Annotated in this window: 16 protein-coding genes; all 16 read right to left on the minus strand. The window is 43.8% G+C overall.

Going from position 1 to position 15462, the window contains the following annotated elements:
• Nucleotides 1–12 precede the first annotated feature (12 nt).
• The 16 genes from AC58UW_RS11560 to AC58UW_RS11635 all read right to left on the minus strand — a co-directional run bounded on the left by AC58UW_RS11560 (nt 13) and on the right by AC58UW_RS11635 (nt 15397).
• Complete coding sequence (locus AC58UW_RS11560) at nt 13–519, minus strand: A24 family peptidase (RefSeq protein WP_497421188.1); 507 nt, start codon at nt 517–519, stop codon at nt 13–15.
• A gap of 29 nt (nt 520–548) precedes the next feature.
• Nucleotides 549–1214 (minus strand): TadE/TadG family type IV pilus assembly protein, encoded by a 666-nt coding sequence (locus tag AC58UW_RS11565; protein ID WP_497420813.1) that lies wholly within the window; start codon nt 1212–1214, stop codon nt 549–551.
• An 18-nt stretch (nt 1215–1232) separates the two neighbouring features.
• Nucleotides 1233–3521, minus strand: coding sequence for a TadE/TadG family type IV pilus assembly protein (locus tag AC58UW_RS11570; RefSeq protein ID WP_497420814.1), 2289 nt, complete (start codon nt 3519–3521; stop codon nt 1233–1235).
• A 14-nt stretch (nt 3522–3535) separates the two neighbouring features.
• Nucleotides 3536–4405 carry a TadE/TadG family type IV pilus assembly protein gene (locus AC58UW_RS11575; RefSeq protein ID WP_497420815.1) on the minus strand — a complete coding sequence of 290 codons (870 nt, stop codon included), beginning with the start codon at nt 4403–4405 and terminating at the stop codon, nt 3536–3538.
• A gap of 124 nt (nt 4406–4529) precedes the next feature.
• On the minus strand, nt 4530–4757 hold the full coding sequence (locus tag AC58UW_RS11580) for a Flp1 family type IVb pilin (protein ID WP_497420816.1): 228 nt from the start codon (nt 4755–4757) through the stop codon (nt 4530–4532).
• A 15-nt stretch (nt 4758–4772) separates the two neighbouring features.
• Nucleotides 4773–5639, minus strand: coding sequence for a type II secretion system F family protein (locus tag AC58UW_RS11585; protein ID WP_497420817.1), 867 nt, complete (start codon nt 5637–5639; stop codon nt 4773–4775).
• A gap of 1 nt (nt 5640) precedes the next feature.
• Nucleotides 5641–6525: a type II secretion system F family protein gene (locus tag AC58UW_RS11590; RefSeq protein ID WP_497420818.1), complete on the minus strand. Its 885-nt coding sequence runs from the start codon at nt 6523–6525 to the stop codon at nt 5641–5643.
• The gene (locus AC58UW_RS11595; RefSeq protein WP_497420819.1) at nt 6522–7784 is read right to left on the minus strand and encodes a TadA family conjugal transfer-associated ATPase; all 1263 of its coding nucleotides are present in this window, start codon (nt 7782–7784) and stop codon (nt 6522–6524) included. The genes AC58UW_RS11590 and AC58UW_RS11595 overlap by 4 nt, the downstream gene beginning before the upstream one ends.
• Nucleotides 7781–8800, minus strand: coding sequence for a P-loop NTPase family protein (locus AC58UW_RS11600; RefSeq protein WP_497420820.1), 1020 nt, complete (start codon nt 8798–8800; stop codon nt 7781–7783). Before AC58UW_RS11600 ends, AC58UW_RS11595 begins: the two co-directional genes overlap by 4 nt.
• 360 nt (nt 8801–9160) lie before the next feature.
• Nucleotides 9161–9673: an acyl-CoA thioesterase gene (locus AC58UW_RS11605; protein ID WP_497420821.1), complete on the minus strand. Its 513-nt coding sequence runs from the start codon at nt 9671–9673 to the stop codon at nt 9161–9163.
• Between the two features lie 87 nt (nt 9674–9760).
• Nucleotides 9761–11359, minus strand: coding sequence for a protein kinase domain-containing protein (locus AC58UW_RS11610; protein WP_497420822.1), 1599 nt, complete (start codon nt 11357–11359; stop codon nt 9761–9763).
• A gap of 138 nt (nt 11360–11497) precedes the next feature.
• Nucleotides 11498–12535, minus strand: a complete 1038-nt coding sequence (locus tag AC58UW_RS11615) for an SAM-dependent methyltransferase (protein ID WP_497420823.1) — start codon at nt 12533–12535, stop codon at nt 11498–11500.
• A gap of 20 nt (nt 12536–12555) precedes the next feature.
• Nucleotides 12556–13323, minus strand: a complete 768-nt coding sequence (locus AC58UW_RS11620) for an ABC transporter ATP-binding protein (RefSeq protein WP_497420824.1) — start codon at nt 13321–13323, stop codon at nt 12556–12558.
• A gap of 22 nt (nt 13324–13345) precedes the next feature.
• A complete protein-coding gene (locus tag AC58UW_RS11625) occupies nt 13346–13699 on the minus strand; it encodes a cyclic-phosphate processing receiver domain-containing protein (protein WP_497420825.1) in 354 nt (117 codons plus the stop codon).
• A gap of 36 nt (nt 13700–13735) precedes the next feature.
• A complete protein-coding gene (locus AC58UW_RS11630) occupies nt 13736–14572 on the minus strand; it encodes a deoxyribonuclease IV (RefSeq protein WP_497420826.1) in 837 nt (278 codons plus the stop codon).
• A 15-nt stretch (nt 14573–14587) separates the two neighbouring features.
• On the minus strand, nt 14588–15397 hold the full coding sequence (locus AC58UW_RS11635; RefSeq protein WP_497420827.1) for an Fpg/Nei family DNA glycosylase: 810 nt from the start codon (nt 15395–15397) through the stop codon (nt 14588–14590).
• Nucleotides 15398–15462 lie beyond the last annotated feature (65 nt).

The raw sequence follows: 15462 nt of genomic DNA on the forward strand, positions 1-15462 counted from the left end.
GCTCACCTCTTCTCAAATAAACGAATAATACCAGGTCAATGCGACACCTGGCATAACCGCATACATAAACGGAAACTTGATATTAGGATCACGCTTCATCCCCATTACGATGTTCAGATCATGTAACACGACGATTGAAAAAAGCCACTTCACCAGCTTCTGACCCGTAGCCTCCATTTGTTTGTGCATCATTAGTAAAATAAGCCCTATCAATGCAGCACAGAGTATGGCATATAGCATCAATTGGAAAACAAAACTGATTCCCATCATCGCGCCTATAGCGGTAAACAACTTAACATCCCCTGCCCCTAAAGCACCGACAAGATAGAGTAGGAGCATCGCAATAAATGCACTTCCTGCACCTATGAGCGAAAAAGTTAACCCATTCCATCCGCTTACTGACACATTCAAAATTATTCCTATGATCGCTCCGCAGATTGTTAATTTGTTGGGAATTACCGCTCTTCGTACATCAGTAACAAAAGCAATCGTAATAAAGATCAGTAATAAATAATGAATTCAAAGCCCTCCTCTATCTAATAAGGCATTCAGGCACCTACCCATGCCCGTTCAAACGCCCTTTTTTTCAAAATAATCGTTTGACTAAAAAACGGGATCGGAAGTCGATACGATATTTCCGCCTCAATTCCAAAATAAGCATCGCCCTCGCTATACAGACTTGGGAGTGTTACAGAAATAACTTTAAAGTTATTTCTCTGTACAGTTGAGTGATCACAAAAAGCGTAAACAATCGGTGTAAACACAGCATGTAAGCGGGGTTTAACTTGCTGCTCGTAGAGATCATTTTTCTCCTCATCTACTAACTCTTCACCTTGCAGCCGTTTCTCTTTCTCCCATTTAACTAATTCAAGCAGTGGTTCAGGAATATATGCGGCATACTCATCTGCTAAACTCTCCGTGTTAGACACTTTTTCTCGGGCAGAATGAACATAGTCAATGGCTGAATTCATTATTTCTGCTGGGCTGCTCTGCTCGAATTTCACTTTAGCTTCTTGCACGAGAAGCCTTACTGGGTAAAGCTGGCCAGCTATCGATTTCGTTGCTTCAGACACACCGGCTTGCAGTGCCATTTCTAGACATGCGATTTGAATACAAATGACAAGACCTACAACAAAGGCAAGGAAGAAAGGCAGTATTAAAGCAGCTTCCAATACGATGCCTCCCTTTTGTTCACTGCAAAACTTATGTAGCATGCTTGCACCTCCTAACATTCAATACGCTACTGCAGCTGCACTAGTAAATTGGCACCGATTCCCTGTCACTTTGCAGCCTAATAGCCTACTCCCATCTAACAGCTTCATGATCTGAGGAATAAACCACAACTTAATATCACTTGAGGCATTACCCTGTATGTAGGTCGAAGCTTGCATTAAATCCTTTCCGGTTTCGAGCTCAATGAGCGCCTGCATTCTAGCCATTTGCTTTGTATTATTGCTATGTATGAGCATGAAGACCCGCAAGTAATCCTTGTATGTCAAGCTTAAGGCTGGGGCTGCAAGTTTTGCAGATAACTCTACAGCTTCTCCTTTCACAAGCTTTGTCATGTCTTGGAAAGCCAGAACAGCCCCCTCTGCTGCTGCAGCCAAAAGTACTAGAAGCGGTGAGCCCAGATTAAGCAGTTCCTTTTTAGGATCAAGGAGAGCTTCAATTGTGCGAATGGCCAGTCGAAGTGAGAACATTTCCGCATAAGCCGATGAAATATTCGCTGGACATGAGGAGAATCCATACAGCAAGTATTCTACCTCTTGGTTAGCTAACAAGTGAGATCTTGGATCTGCACGCTCGTTTGAAACTTTGGGATTGCCAGTTTGATCCTTTTCTAAAGCAATCGTTCGGTAATTGAATTTTGTAAGTGCATATTCATTCACATAAAGCTCATTACGCATCACCTCGGCCGCATTATTGAAGGCTTCAAGCATATCCATTGCCTTTAGGCTCACAGGCTCAGATTTCTCTAGATCATAAGCAATTTCGCTGCCGATAGCGGCTTCCTGCGCATTTGCTTCCCGATACTTCTGATAGAAACCTTTGGGGGATGACGTTGATTGTGAATCAGAACCTTGAAGACGTTCATAAAGCTCATCATCACTACTCTGAGCATTCACCAAGCTGCACCCGCCGATCGATTGCTTCGCTTGATCCAAGATCATTTGAATCTTACTCTTTTGCTGCTGTTTACTTGCTGAGATAACCCCATTTTGTTCCATCCTCGTTCTCTCTAAAACGCTTTGCTTTTGATAAAAATCTTGCGATTCCGTCCAGTAAGCATCATTGGCTAGATTAGCTTTGTTTGTATTTTCAGCCGTATACAGCTGTACAGAGCCCACTAACTCTTGAAAAGCTGTAAATAACGCTGTAATTCTTGCAATAGCTGTTTGGTACACGTAAAAGTATTCATCCCCCATGACAGGAACACTTTGAAAAACTTCATTCGCACTTGTCGCCGCATCCCCTGAGCTAGGGAGTGAAGTAATCCCTTTAAGCTTCGTACGTATTTCATCGTTACGCTGCTTTGCCGTGCGTAATGTTGGTTCAATTGTCTGTTGTAATACCCCAATCTCTTTGGTATTTGCCAGAACTTCAAGCTTCGTTGCGGCAAGGAGTGCCACATATTTGATAATTAATTGCAGCAGATTTTGGAGATCATTCAGCTTTTGAGATAATGTTTGCGCTTGGATCCCTAATGCCTGACGAGATTCCAAGATGGCTTGCATGCCAGCCAAGCCGCCTGGGCCCGCTTGACTGATCGCAGCAATGGACATATCCAAGTCTCTTATCGATGCTTGAACAGAATGCAGCTGACTTTCCACCTGAACGATTTCATTTCGCACTTCATCTACGGTATGGATGCCAATTTGTGACGCTAAACTGTCCAATTCTGCAATCCGCGATTGATAATAGGTGTGGTATATGCTCGTTTTACGATACAGCTCTTCACTGCTCTGCCATGCTTCATCTAGCTGCTTCTCTCTCTGATCTATTAGCTTCTCTAGCTCAGCTGCCTCCTTAGAAAATTGGCTTCCAAACTGAAAGGGAGCCTTCGTCCCTGTTTTGCGAAATTTATCCGTAATCTCTAGTGTGAACTCGATTGGCGCCTTAATCTTCATATCTTCTAGTAATTGACGCTCAAAAATTTCATGGCTTGCTAACGAGTACACGGGTGTAACACGCTCTCCCTGATCTATCGGCCTAGTATCCACATAATGAAAAGCTCCTGACGATACCTGCCCAGACAAATTATTAGCAAAAACGGTTCGAAAAACTTCCTCTGATTTCTCTTGCGGAATCCCCAGCCCGTATAAGCCCATCGCCTGAAGATTTGTATCAAAAGATGACATAACCGAGCGCGTAGCTGCCTTGACCGCTGATTCCGTCTCTTTTTCCGCTAATTTAATTCTTGCAAAATCAATGAGTACCGCTTGAAATAAAAAGACCGGCACAATGATAAGAATCAGATAGACGGAAACGGCTCCTCTCTCTGATCGAACGAATCTCTTCAAAAACTCCCCCCATTCTAGTTATGAATGACAACGACGATTCCTTTCCGCTCAAGCTCTTTTCGAAAAGCATTGGAGGGCATACCTTTGCCGCCGGCATCTTTTTTGAAAAAATGCCAGACCACACCCTTCACTTGTGTTCCTTGATGAATAAGCTCGAGATCTTTAGGTAGCTGCTCCATCCGAAGCTGAGCCTCTGTCAAACTATAAAAGGCTTGATGGCCGATCCCGCGAGCATCCAAAGCGTCAATCGTTCTACTTTTACCAGACTCAGTTGTCAAAACGACTTCAGAGCCATTAACCAAAGATCGCAAATATGCCGCGGCCTGCCTTTCCGATTTTATCGATATACTCGGACCTGACAGATCACTTTGGGTAGGTTCTGCGAGTGCCTCTCTCGCTTTTTGAGGAGAAATCCGATCCTTTATCGTTTTAAAATAAGTCCGTGTAATATCCGTTAATCGGATAAGCTCAACTTGTTCCACGACATGTGAGACAGCACTTCCGCCTGTTTGATTAGCCTTGAACCACCTGCTCATAACCGGAGATACATGAAAAGCTTTATGAAGCTTCACTTCGATTTGTTGGTCTAAAATAAAATTTGAAAACTTTGCTGAACCCGTCACACCTTGAGGCAGCAACTCAGAGGATTTAGCCAGCTTTCTCTCTACGAGATCACTAGCAGCTCCCGTTGGAAGTGCTATCTCAGCGGATTCGCTAGATACCAGTCTTCCGAATAAATCGGAGACTTGGTTTTGAGTAAGTCGAAAGTAGAGACCGTCTGTCTCCAAGGGATTAAAGTTTCCTGTCACCAGATCTTTATGGCTGTTGTCCCAAGTAAAAGTTAGCCGTTCGGCTAAAGTTCTAGCGATTTGCTGAAGATACACTTTTTGATAAGCGTATAAACTAACAAATAGCAGGGTTATTGTACAAAATAATATGAGAGGTAACACTAGGGACGCTTCTAATGTAAAGCTTCCCTGCTCACCATCTCTAAAGCGTTGTCCTCGGCTATTGCGCACAGCTAGTCGTTGGACTTGGCGCGCATGGAGCCACTGCACTGTTGTCTTTGAGGTCAGAATTGGCATCCCCAATCAGCTTCTGGAACCATGAAACTATCCACTTTCTGAATATGATTGCTATGGCAACAAGCACAGCAACAATCAATAAAATTTCTAAAGTACCTAGTCCGTCTTCTTCTTTCCAAAATGATTTCAACCCTTCCATCATGCTTCTCATCATTTCTAACCTCCATTATTTCATCATCAGTAAGGCAGGCATGGCGACAATCACCATCACTACGACAAAAATAAGTACCATGGGAAAAACAAGCTTAGAGGAAGCTTCCTCCCCTAGTGTTCGGGCAACCGATTTCCTGCGCTGCCAAAGCTCCAAGGAAAGCGAATGGAGTGCCGCGACGAAATCACTTCCTCCTCGTTTATAGTTAAGCAGGATGGCTGAAGTAAACAATGATACCTCATGCAGTGCACAGCGCTTACTAAAATCTTCCATCACTTTTGAAAATGAGACATTCATTTCCAACTCATGAACTGCTTGCGATAGCTCTATGTATAGCGGTGATTGCGCTTTATGAGGTCTAACTTCGACGCAGCGAATCCATGCTCGATTGACGGTTTCACCTGCATTGACGAGCAGCACGATTGTGCTCAAAACTTCAGGCAATTCCATGATCATCAGAAGTTGTTTCTTCCTAATTTTCACTTCCAAATCGCGCGCCATGAGCAAAGGAACAACAATCGCAACGATGAAACCAAAACCCAAAAGCGATGCATCCCCACCTGCAAGGACCGAGAAAAGCGTGACAATCACGACACAGAGTAAACTCATCGATATTATCTCAGCAAAAAACCATTTACTCCCATAGGCTGATAAACTTCTCCCATGCAGCTTAATTAAGTTATGGTGGATTTTGGAAGTGAAATCCGGCAGTTTTTCCATCAGGCTCAATTGATCAACTAGCAAATAACTGCAAGGAAATAGGAATTTATTACGAAAGGGATACGGGTAAGCGGTAATTATATCTGCATATCGCTTGCGTCCCCACAACAACAAAATGAGAACTGCCAGTATTTCGAGTATGAGCAAAATAGTGATCCACATGTTACACCTTAATATTCATGATTTTTTGAGTGAGCATAAAACATCCGCCTAGCAAGAGTAAACTCGCACTCATGATGAGGATCCCGCTCCCTGTATAGAGTGGCTGCATATACTCTGGCGATGAAAAGGCAAGTACAGCTACAATGACGATCGGGGCAAACAATAGAACCCTCGACTCAAACCGTTTCTGCGCAATCATGACGCTTATATCCTGAGTGATCTCAAGTTTTTCTCCAATGACAGTTGCTGTACGCCTCATCACCTCTACCAGATTTCCACCAGTCCGCTTACAGGTAAGAAAGACATCCGTGAAACTAATTACATCCTCTAAATGACTGCGTTCCGCCAAGTTCTTCAGCGCTGCTTCAATGGGCTCGCCGTTCTCAACCATTCGGCAGATAACGCTGAATTCAATCACAATTAAGCAGGCAGGGTCAGGATATAGCAGTTTTAAGTCATCTAAAGTTTCTTGGAAGGCACTTTCAATAGACTTGCCTACCGCCATGGAAGAGGATAAACAGCTTAGTGCTTGTTTGAATTGAACAAACAGTTTATTTTTACGCAAATGAATTAATTGTTGTTTGCGAATGCGGGGAAACATTAGCCCTACTGCTGAAAATGCGGCAGCAAGAACGAAGCTTTTATAGAAAATGTACCCTACAATAAAAGCAGGTAAAGCAAGCATAAGAATCGCGCTCAGTTTTTCACGAGGGGTCAATTGATAGAGATGGTAGTCAACTAACGTGTTGATGGAACGGGGTTGTTGCGTATCGGGAATTTTTGCTTTCTTCTCGGCAGTGCTGCTGTTTAGTCGGCGTCGTTCCAGGTACAATAGAAGCATCCAACTAAGTGTCCCCACGAGGAGGATAAGAAATATAATTTTCATTTAGCCTCACACTCACCCTTTCCGTGTGAAAACCAAGTTGGCAGTTTTTTGCCAGCCATTCGTATTTTGTGCATGCTGTGCAGTGGATTGCCTGTATACGTAAGCTCTCCGATGACCTTAGAGTCTGTTACATCCCCTCTCTCTTCGAATAGAAACAGCGGAAGCAGCTGAACTTCCCCCTCCTTAATACCAATAACTTCATGGATTTCAGTCACCTTTCGGGTTCGATCACGAATGCGGCTGATATGGATCATCACATCTAGTGCCGATGCAATTTGCTTGCGAATAACTTCAATAGGCAGTAAAGCGCCACTTAGAACCATCGTTTCAAGTCTGCTTAGCATATCAATTGATGTGTTGCCATGGCCCGTACTCAAACTTCCATCATGACCAGTATTCATCGCCGATAACATATCTAGTGCCTCTGCGCCACGAACCTCCCCGACAATAATACGATTCGGGCGCATCCTGAGCGACGCACGAATTAGATCCCGAATGCTAATTTCACCTCGTCCCTCCGTATTCGCGTTTCTGGTTTCCATTCTGACCAAATTGGGTACGGTTTGTATCTGAAGCTCTGCCGAATCCTCAATCGTAATAATACGTTCATGAGCGGGAATCCACGCACTTAGCGCATTTAGAAAAGTCGTTTTTCCCGATCCTGTACCACCTCCAATAAAGATGTTGTATCCGGACTCAACCAACACTTGAAGAACTTCTGCGGCCTCCACAGAGATACTCCCCATCTGGATCAGATCTTCCATAAGCAGCGGTTTTTCTGGAAATTTACGAATTGTCAGCGTAGGTCCGCTCAGAGAAGCTGGCGGAAGCACAATATTGACCCTCGAGCCATCCTGCAGCCGGGCATCGACAATCGGCGTTGATTGATTAACAATCCGATTCACTTTAGACACAATCATCTGAATAAGATCCTCAAGCTTCTCCGCACTTTCCAAAGCGTACGAATATTGCTCAACTGCTCCTCTACGCTCGAAAAATATATGCTCATGCCCATTAACCATAATTTCAGTAACAGACGGATCATCGATAAGCGGCTGCAGGATATCCAAACCTCGAAATGAATCAAACATGCGTTTGACGGAGGCATGTATTTCGTTCGATGTCCATTTATCCTCCGTTGATGCAAGAAAAATGGCTTCTTCAATAAGCTCCATCAGTTTGGTATCGCTTATCGTGCTTGAAAGATCAAGCTTTTCCTTAATCTGTTGCTTCAACGTCAAAAATTGACTTTGGTTCATGAAGCTGCAGCCCCTTCTGATATTGAAGAAGAATTTCTTTTGCTAATAAAAAGATTGGCTGCCATCTCATAGGCTTGTTCCGAGAATAAACTTGATGCCCACATCTGCTCTGGGGTTCTAAAACTTTTCCACTCTGGGATATAAGGAAGGTTAAAAGAGATATCACGGCCGATCTCAGAGAAATCATTCGTTTGAATGCCTATATACTTATTCATAACAAAATGAACGTTCTGCAGTGCACCCAACTGCTTATAAAGCACCTTCGTTTTATAAACATCATTCAAATCATCCCGAACAAGCCAAATGATATGATCGCTGACCTCCAATCCTTTCACAATTCGCGGATGCACAGATGCTTCAAGATCTATAATGATGTACTCATATTCATTCAAAGAAATAAGGGCTTCAATGAGAATTCGAGTCTGCTCTCCGCTTAATTCTTGCATTTCTCTGATCTGATCATTAGGCGACAAATAGTCAAATCGCAGCTGCGGATCAAAAGACTTGAGTAATTGCAGCTTAGGCCCTAGTAATCCAGGCGAACTTCTCAAGTAGTAAATTAACTGTGAAAATCGTCCTGTTTCCCCCATCAGCCATAGTGAAGTTGAGCTTACGGATTCCAGGCTTAGATAAAAAACTCGCTCGCCACGAAAAGAAAGCTGCTTGGCTAGATGGATAGCAGTCATGGTCTTACCAGTATTTCCGCTTGAACTATAGACGGAGACGACGCTGGTTCTATTTGCCCCGTGGCTGCTTCTCTCCTCATTCAGCTTTTCAGCATAGAAGGCCTGAAGTCGTGTAAGTAAATGGTGCAAGGATTGAAACCGGTACAAAAAAGGAACCTTCGTTTCTGCATCCAGCGAGTTCGCAATCGTTTCGCTTAATATCATCTTATGAAGGCTAGTTCTTCGGTTCAATAGAAGCCGATAATACGTCTCCGACATTAATAGCACACCTACTGCCTGCTGAGTCTCAAGTACTTCTAAAATCAATTCTAATTTCGAAAACAGCTTCACCTGCATTCGTTCTCCGAACTCAGAGGCACGTATAAAGGAAGCTAGTCGCTACGCATATTCCTCATCATCATCTAATACATAGAGTTGAAACTTTTTCATCCAGACCCCCTCCTATACGATCTAAAATCAAGAAAATTGGTTATACAATCCGCTGCCGATTAACACAAGACTAATCACCCCGAGTACGATCGCTAGGCGAATCGTAGTTGCAGCTTTCAAAGCATCATCCTCCTTCTCGCTCTGGAAAAACAAAAAAGCACGCGCCGACTTCAGAGAGATGATCTCCAAAATCAGCGGTGCTTCCGCTCGTCCAATAATTTATCCAAATTGTACCACATTTCACTGAAAAATCAATCCTTTTTATTCCCAAGGATACTTCATCGTGAAAAACCCAGCCAGCCTTTTACTTTCAACTCTGCGAAGGCGTCTCATTTCTGCACGTTGCGGCGCCGATTCATGCAGTTTTGTCTCTTCTTCTGTCTCCGGAATCACATGTGGCACCTCGACCGGCACTTTATTATCATCTAAAGCAACAAAAGTCAGAAAGGAAGTCGCGGCAATTTTTCTAGCCCCAGTTTTCAGATCCTCCGTAACGACTTTCACAAAAACCTCCATCGAGCTTTTCCCCGTCCAAGTCACAAATGATTCCAAACAGACAGAATCCGAAGTGTGGATCGGATACAAAAAGTCAACCGAATCTGTTGAGGCAGTTACAACGGATCTCCGGCAATGTTTATGTGCAGCAATCGAAGCAATATCATCAATGTAGGACATCAGTTTTCCACCAAACAACGTGTTGTGATTATTCACATCGGTCGGGAAAATGCGTGATGTTTTGAAGCATCTGGATTCTCTGGCAAATCTTTTTTCCATTACTAATTCCCCTTTACTTTCTAGCTTGTTTTAATCATGAAATATCATAGCATATTTCTCATTCGTTTGGTCAAAATTGGTTATAACTTAACGATTGCTAATCTTTTTTAATTTTGAAAATAAGGACGGCTTCGGCTTCTTGCTCTCGATAACATTCAAGCGATTCCCTGGTAGGATTTCCTTAATTAGTGGAGACAATGCTGTCATTAATTGTTCTAGCATCTCAGGACGATCCTGCATGCACTCTCCTTTCCAAACTGCGCGCATGACTTCGGCTCTAGGCAATTCAGGCAATGTGCACAACGGAGTGGCAGGAAGCGATGCCAGCCATTCTTGATGAAAGTGATTTTGCATGCTGCCATTAGCAATATAGTGCACTTTTTTCCCACGCTGCTGATAGGAATCAAATCGTTCGAAATGCGCACGCGAGCTGGGTCGATTGCATTTCCCTGGGGATGCGTCGAGGACAACGATAATTTCATCAGCACTATGGCAGAGTTCTTGTACGGAAGGATGCTCCCACTGCGTCGATACGTCCCATAGGACGATTGGCTTTTTGATCGTGTGCAGAAGCTTAAAAGAGTCTGCGGGCTGCCAAGCTCCATGAAAGCCGTCAGGATGAACAGGGAACCATGTCGAGCACCCTTTATCCCATGAGGCAGAAGGTGATAGGCTTTGATCTTGTTCCCTCAGAGAATGTGCAGCAAATTTGTAGGACTTAGGGGCTTTCAGATCACCGTATAAAAGCATGTACAAGTCAGGTTCGATGGTTGGTTGTTCAACAAGAGCGTTAGGGATCTGGATAGCATTTAAAATTCTAGCCAGAGTAACTGCCAGGAATGTCGATCCGACACCAGCAAAAAGACCTCCGACAACAATTAATTTATCCTGTGGCAGCAATGGATTAGAAGGATTCTGAATATCCGTAGTGTGTCCGGGATCGGGGGACATGGAACGAAGTCTCATCTTCACTTCCATGGCGGATTGACAGCGGTACTGAGGATTTTCTTGCAGTAGTAATCGTACCGTAGAAGTAAGTGTTTCCGGGAGCTGAGGGCTTAATTGATCTAAAGATTTATGAGTGAGATAGGCGTACTGACCACCCGTTAATAAGTAATACAGCATGGCACCAAGCGAATATAAATCGGAACGCGCATCGGTCTGTAAGCCCATAAATTGCTCAGGCGCAGCAAAACCGATCGTCCCCATTTGCATCGTATCGGTCTGTTTGCCTTGTGTGAAATGTCTCGCAACGCCAAAATCAATTAATCGAACTTGCGACTGCTCGTTCAACATAATATTGGAGGGCTTGAGATCCCGGTAAATAATCGGGCGAGGCTGGAACGTATGCAGATAATGCAGCATATCACATAACTGAAAAGCGATCTGGACGATTTTGGCGGTGGGTAGCTCCCGTCCTTTTTCTTCAAATAAATCTTGCAGCGTTGGTCCCTGAATATAATCCATAACCAAAAATCCTGTTCCATCTTCCGTTGTAAAATAATCAACCAACTGCGGCAGTTGAGGATGATGAAGCCTAGCGAGCATTTCTGCTTCTTCCAGGAAGGATGCTCCCTCTTGTTCAATCGGCAGTATTTCTTTAACAGCCCACTTCTTCCCCTTCAGCTTCAGATCCTCTGCTAAGTAAACTTGACTCATCCCCCCTTGCCCTAGCAAGGATTCCATGCGATATCTTCTACCGATACAGGTTCCAATCCAATTCTTCTTACGGCTTACGATAAAAAAACCCCCTTCAAATCAGGTAATAATTACCTTGATTATAAGAGGGGCCTAGAGAGAAATCTATACTTTTTTCCAAAAATACTACATCTTTTGCAAATATAGGGTCAATTCCTCGCGATTGTGAAACAGCTGTTTTGCTTTAAGCAGGAAAAGAGAAGGCTCAAGAATTCGTAAAATATCGCGAACCGTTTGGAACGGTTTCTTATGCATCAACTTGACCGTAATAATCGCCGTGCCGCCACTTTGCAGTGCGTACAGCAAATCAGCGACCAAACGTCCCATTTGCCGGGGGTCCCAACTCATATCACAAACAAGCAAGTCAAACTCTTGATCCCGCAGCTTCACATCGCTTGCATTTTTCTTATAAATCTTAAGATTAGGGTTGCCAAGCAGCCTCGGACTCATCGCCGCAGGGTCTATGGCCGTAACCTTCAAACCGCGCTCTAACAACAACGAAGTCCAGCCACCTGGAGCGGCTCCGATATCAAGTGCGGTTCTAGCGACGCTAAAATCAATTCCAAATCGCTGCTCCGCCTCCAAAAGCTTGAATTTGGCGCGTGAAATTTGGTCCTCTTCCTTCATAAATCGAATGGCTCCGGCTGACCAATCAGACAAATTATCTGCTGGCTTAGAAAGTCCAACAAACAGTTTTTTCGCATGGATGTAGATGGATATAATTTGGTCGGCATAACGAACGACCGGTTCAGCATGAACCTCTGAAACAAGTATGTCATCTAAAGCAGCCTTGACTGTAAATGGCGCATAAGGAACATCTGCACGCTCTTCTTTACGCACTTGGATGGCTATTTTCTCACCTGCGTGAATAAGCCCTTCTGCATGTGCATTTTTTAACCATCCTTTTAGATGTTCAAGATCCGCTTCAGTTCCAGTGATTTCCCATTCCTGAAAAACTGGTTGAATATGTCTTAGAAAAATGGGTTCCTGCTCTTTAATTAGTGTTATTGCATCTTCCGTACCTGAGGGCACTTCGAATAAAAAAACTTCAGTTGGCACCAGTAATGTGAACTTGGTCAGCGGAAATAATTTACGGATTTCATCCTGCGCGTACTGCGCAAACCCGTGATTCGAAGAGCCAATATATGTTGTAATTAGTGTCATAGCCGCATCCTTTATCTACTTTAATCCAAAACCTTAATCCACGGTCGATCCTGAAACCATTCCAAAGCAATATCCACGTCAAAAGCTTTACGGATATTTTCCGGCGTCAGCACCTCTTTCTTAGGCCCAGCAGCAATTAATTCCCCTTGTTCAATGATGGCAACATGCGTAATTAACGGAATAATTTCTTCAATATGATGAGTCACATAGACGACCGTAATATCCTGTTTACTAAGTTCATTCACATCTCTCAAAAAGCGTTCTCTCTCGTATAAATCCAAACCAGCAGCAGGTTCATCCAAAACTAGAAGGGAAGGCTTCATCATTAAGGACCTTGCAAGCATTACTTTCTTCCGTTCACCTTGCGATAAACTGCCTAAAGTTTGATGAGCTAAATGAGGAATTCGTACCCGCTCCAGCATAACCATTGCACGATCCAAAACTTCTTGTGGGATCTCCTGATAAAATCTAAGATAAGCATACTCGCCGGTAGCGACAACCTCAATTACAGGATCGCTTAGATTTAGTTTTTCCATTAGCGATTGAGATATATAACCAATTTTCTTGCGAATTTCCCTCACATCACATTGTCCATAACGGTTACCCAGCACGTCTACGGTTCCCCGACTTGGGAATTCGTAACCATTCATCATTTCAAGCAGCGTTGTTTTGCCTGATCCGTTACGACCTAACAATACCCAGTGTTCACCTGGATTAATATGTACATTCACATCATTTAAAATATGTCGTTCGCCTCGAATAAAATGAATATGCGATAAATGAATCATATCAGGCTACATCCCTTTCTAATTACAGTTCACTCTTGTATGTTCCTTGAGCAATTTGCAGCAGCAAATCGTCCGGGATACGGTGAGGATAGATGTTCATCTCATCAGGTTTGGCGGTATACAGCATTTGGTACATAGCTGTACAAGCAGCCTGGCTGGAGGTATGAATATATATGTTCCGCGGGAATTTCCGCTTCTGAACTAGCCAGACGACAACATCCATACCTGTTTGCTCGGTAGACCACCCCATATCATGATCTAGCGATAAAATATCGATTTCACATTCTTCGAGCAGCAGCAAACACTCCTGTATATTTCTAGCTAGCGTAAATCCTTGAGGACAAGGACGCATATCGTCTAAGTATACATGAATCATGAGCGGATTTCCTTCCCTTCCTGTTCATGCGATTCGTCAGTCAGCGTTACTGAATAAAGTTTTTACAAGAGCAATTTCCTCAGAGTGAGTGCCGTTGCTCCCTTTTCCCGTTTCGAGAACAACAGGAATATGTCTTAAAAAGGAAGAAGACAGCAGCTGTCCAAAATTTTCAAGACCGATATATCCCGCTCCAATATTCGCATGACGATCTCTGCGCGAGCCAAAAGGATGAAGGGAATCATTCAAATGAACGGCTTTCAAATGGGGGAAATAATCAAGAATTTTGCCCTTAGCCTCCAGCTCAGCCCATCCATGGCTGCGCCATAGACCGCTAGCAAAAGCATGGCACGTATCCAAACAGAAGCCAATTTTCTCTGGATGCTGGCATAGCTTCCGCACCTGAACCATCTCTTCCAACGTAAGTCCAAGCTGAGAGCCTTCACCAGCTTGATTCTCAAGCAAAATGAAAGACGCCCCCTCATAGCCTTGAGTGGCGCTATTCAAACATTGTATTATATTTTTATATCCTTGTAACGGGTCTTTTCCAACATATTTCCCAAAATGCACCACCAGACCGACAGATCCACACGCATCCGTGATCTCGAGTCCGTTCTTAATCAAGCTCGCCATTAAATCGCGTTCAGCAGCATCTGTCGCAGGATTCAACGGGTACGGCGCATGTCCTATAGACAGCATATCATGCTCACGGCAAAATTCCGCACAGGATGCAGCTTCCCGCACATTTACTATTTTCGTTGATAGACTCCTCGGATTCATCGGGAAATATTGAAAAGCTTTAGCCCCCATCGTAAGTGCTGCTTTTGCTGCTCCGCTATATCCGCCTCTTATACTAACATGGGCACCAACATACATGACCCCTCAGCCCTTTCACGATTGACAGTTCGCACAATAAAAGCATTTGCGACTAGAAACTTCTGTCTTAATAAGTGGATGACCACAACGTAAGCAGGGTTCTCCTTCACGGTCATATACGCGGCATTTTGCATCAAATTGCCCAGTTAGCCGATCTCCGACATATAATGGTTCATCGATATAACCTCCGTACTGAATGGCTTCGAGAAGGACGGAGCGCATCGCTTGAAATAAACGATTTTGCTCCTCACTTGTTAGGGATGACAGCTTACGCAGAGGCACAATGCTCGCCATAAAGCAGATCTCATCCGAGTAACAGTTCCCGATTCCTGATAAAAAAGATTGATCGACTAGCGTCACTTTCAGATTGCCACTTTTCCCTTTGAGCAGACTCTGAAATCGGGCAAAAGTAAAACTAGCTTCCAACGGTTCAGGCCCTAATTTACTTAATACCTTCTCAGCTTCAGGTATCGCATGCATATGTAAATAACCTAACCGTAATCCAATGAAGTATAAGTGCTGCGAGCCAAAATGGATCACTATCTGTGAAGTCCGGTCCGGTTTCTCCTCCTCCGTCCCATAGAACATCCAGCCCCCCAGCATTAAGTGCAGAAGTAATACTTCACCGGAACCTAAAAGAAAAAGCAAATGCTTCGCTCTGCGCTCAATTCGTACGATTCGATTACCGGTCAGCTTCTGGATAAAACGGTCCGGTTCCACATTCAAAGATTTGGGACGCGTAACTTCTGCCCCTGTAATTGGCGTGTTCTGGATGAGTCTCATTAACTGCTGACGATAGGTCTCCATCTCCGGTAGCTCGGGCATAACCAATTCTCCTTGCCTTTTTCTACCTTGTATATCCAAATGATAGGGAAAGTAAACGGCTGCGA

It is taken from the genome of Paenibacillus sp. J22R160 (assembly GCF_059692135.1).

Coding starts and splice junctions, on each gene's coding strand:
- AC58UW_RS11580 (WP_497420816.1), bottom strand. CDS start 4,757: ATGAGAAGCATGATGGAAGGGTTGAAATCATTTTGGAAAGAAGAAGAC.
- AC58UW_RS11630 (WP_497420826.1), bottom strand. CDS start 14,572: ATGTATGTTGGTGCCCATGTTAGTATAAGAGGCGGATATAGCGGAGCA.
- AC58UW_RS11625 (WP_497420825.1), bottom strand. CDS start 13,699: ATGATTCATGTATACTTAGACGATATGCGTCCTTGTCCTCAAGGATTT.
- AC58UW_RS11610 (WP_497420822.1), bottom strand. CDS start 11,359: ATGGAATCCTTGCTAGGGCAAGGGGGGATGAGTCAAGTTTACTTAGCA.
- AC58UW_RS11605 (WP_497420821.1), bottom strand. CDS start 9,673: ATGGAAAAAAGATTTGCCAGAGAATCCAGATGCTTCAAAACATCACGC.
- AC58UW_RS11565 (WP_497420813.1), bottom strand. CDS start 1,214: ATGCTACATAAGTTTTGCAGTGAACAAAAGGGAGGCATCGTATTGGAA.
- AC58UW_RS11635 (WP_497420827.1), bottom strand. CDS start 15,397: ATGCCCGAGCTACCGGAGATGGAGACCTATCGTCAGCAGTTAATGAGA.
- AC58UW_RS11590 (WP_497420818.1), bottom strand. CDS start 6,525: ATGAAAATTATATTTCTTATCCTCCTCGTGGGGACACTTAGTTGGATG.
- AC58UW_RS11585 (WP_497420817.1), bottom strand. CDS start 5,639: ATGTGGATCACTATTTTGCTCATACTCGAAATACTGGCAGTTCTCATT.
- AC58UW_RS11595 (WP_497420819.1), bottom strand. CDS start 7,784: ATGAACCAAAGTCAATTTTTGACGTTGAAGCAACAGATTAAGGAAAAG.
- AC58UW_RS11615 (WP_497420823.1), bottom strand. CDS start 12,535: ATGACACTAATTACAACATATATTGGCTCTTCGAATCACGGGTTTGCG.
- AC58UW_RS11620 (WP_497420824.1), bottom strand. CDS start 13,323: ATGATTCATTTATCGCATATTCATTTTATTCGAGGCGAACGACATATT.